Below are 2242 nucleotides of genomic sequence, written 5' to 3' on the forward strand. Positions count from 1 at the left end.
CGTCGCTCTTGCGTTCTTGTTGGTCATGCGGGGCTGGTCATGCACGCCGTCGCTACGCGACGGGAACTCCCTTGCTCCGCAAGGGAGTTGACGGATCGTCACTCCGTGACGATCCGTGGAATTGCTCCGCAATTCCTCCAGAAATTCGCTCCGCGAATTTCTGGAAAGCGCGGCTAGGTGGCTAGGCGATGAACTGCAATCGTTTCGAGAGAATCTCAGTAAAAACTGACATGCACTCAGAAACCCAACCTCTATTACGAATACCGCATTCCTCGAATCCTCTGCCACGACATTGTGAACTGACTTCCCCTTAATTCTCTCACTTCCAACGGAGGTCAAGAATACGTCCCTCGAATCATTCCCAAAAACCAACGGCACAGCCCATGCCGAGACAGGCGACCCCAACTCCACCCCCGCCAGCAGCCTCACCCCTCCAGGCCTCGAGTCCGGGCCGCCCAGCCCCACACCGGCGCGGGAGCCGACGCGCGACAGTCACCAGGCCGCCCCCGATTCCCCGAGGCCGCCGCTCCACCCGCCCCCGCCCCCATTCCTCACTCATCCTTCAACCGGCGCGGGACAAGTGGCAGCAGAGGGGATGCCAGCAGGCTGACCATGCACCCGCAGGCTGTCGACCGGGGGGTGACGTGGAACCGGCCGCCAGGCCTCGCAACCTCCAGCACATCAACCCTGGGGAAGACCGGGTAGCGCGCTTCAGTTTCCCTCGTCTGGTGGCTGGGTTGAACGCCGGTCCGGGGGCCGGCAGCCGCGTAAGCGCAGATGCGGCCCCTGGCATTTTCCGCGCGGCAGCGTCCCTCTGTGGTTCGTCGGGAGGAAGGTTTGGCTGGGTACGCTGTCCGCCGTCGACAGCTGACGTAAGGTCGCGTCACGCGGCGCATTCCATCACCGATGTCGGACAACCAGCTGTTGCGCTCCAAGACGGTCCACAGAGGGCAGGCGCCAACTTTGGTCAGGTGACCTTCACGTATTGGGTGTCAAGGCGTCCATACCGGTCCGTCCAGATGACGCCTTGTACATATCCGGGGCCCACCCATGTGGGCCATGTGTGGTAATACGTGTTGCCGGCGGACATGTAGATATCCGGCGAGCCGTAGTCACCCGAACTCGTCGTTGCCCACGCAAGGTGTCCGTAGACTATAGGCCCGCCGGTCTTCGTGTAGATGACCTGAATCGCGCCTTGTGCATTGACGGGTGTAATGGCCACGCACAGCCGACCGTTGCCGAGATTTTCGCACGTGTCTGACGCCTGTGCGGGACTGTAGCCGAATGTGATGACCCCTGCCAAAGCAGTGAGCAGCACGGAAAATCTCCGCAGCCATCTCCGTTGCTTCATTCTCATGGCTTCTCCTTGCTGAGGAAATTGCTTTCCAGGTCGGGTCAGAGTCTCGATACATTCAAGCCCGTCAGTCAGACGTGCGAACAGGTCAGGAACCGTTCATGTGTGACCGGTCGGGGGTCTCGACGCGCCGCCCTCGCCCTCGCCCTCGCCAACCCTGCAACAGGTGCCTTGCATCGTCTAGGAATTCGATCCTCCTCGAATCGACTCGGGAGTCAGCCAACTGGCTGCGTAGGTCTTGAGCGAGAGCACATGTTGGTGAGTTCCGGCGTCACTCGTCGTCCAGAGAGTGCAGGGATATCGGTGAGAAGTAAGAGCACTCGAAGCGGAGCAGGCTCGCAGTGATCGCATGCGCGGGTAGTACGGACCGTGGCAAGATGACGGCATGTTGACCCGAAAGGCCGATGCCGCGTAGGCGTCCGAAGGGGCTGCGCGCGGAGCGTTGGCGGCCCATAAGACGCTATTTCAGTTGGCGTGATCTTGCGACGCTCTGGGGCAATGACTGCTGCGCTTGTGGAGCGTTTGGCGCCAGAGGATCTATGGGAGCTGTTTCAGCGGGTAGTTCCACCAGCTCCGGAACGGCCGCAGGGCGGGGGACGGCGTCGGCGAGGTGACCGCGAGGTATTGGCCGCGATCATCTTCGTGGCCGCCTCGGGGTGCACCTGGAACCAACTGCCGCCGGGCTTCGGACTGTCGGGAGTGACCGCCTTTCGTCGATTCACCGAGTGCCGAGGCCAGGGTGTGGGCCATGGTCCACCGCCTGGTCCTCGACGAACTCGGCTCCCGCGGCGAGCTGGACTGGTCGCGGTGCGCGATCGACTCCGTCAGCGTCCGTGCCCTCAAAGGGGGCAGCTGACGGGACCGAATCCGACCGCGCGGCAAGAACGG

Annotated in this window: 1 protein-coding gene and 1 pseudogene; one reads left to right on the top strand and one right to left on the bottom strand. The window is 62.4% G+C overall.

Translation table 11 applies throughout. From position 1 onward, the window contains the following. Positions 1-967: 967 nt before the first annotated feature. On the bottom strand, positions 968-1357 hold the full coding sequence (locus ACWDAG_RS47700; RefSeq protein ID WP_450701861.1) for a hypothetical protein: 390 nt from the start codon (positions 1355-1357) through the stop codon (positions 968-970). Positions 1358-1852: 495 nt separating this feature from the next. Between ACWDAG_RS47700 and ACWDAG_RS47705 the strand changes: the two are divergent. Further along, positions 1853-2086: pseudogene (locus ACWDAG_RS47705) on the top strand (transposase); the annotation flags it as partial. Between the last annotated feature and the right edge of the window lie 156 nt (positions 2087-2242).

This window comes from Streptomyces sp. NPDC001157, from assembly GCF_053598255.1.

Coding starts and splice junctions, on each gene's coding strand:
- ACWDAG_RS47700 (WP_450701861.1), bottom strand. CDS start 1,357: ATGAGAATGAAGCAACGGAGATGGCTGCGGAGATTTTCCGTGCTGCTC.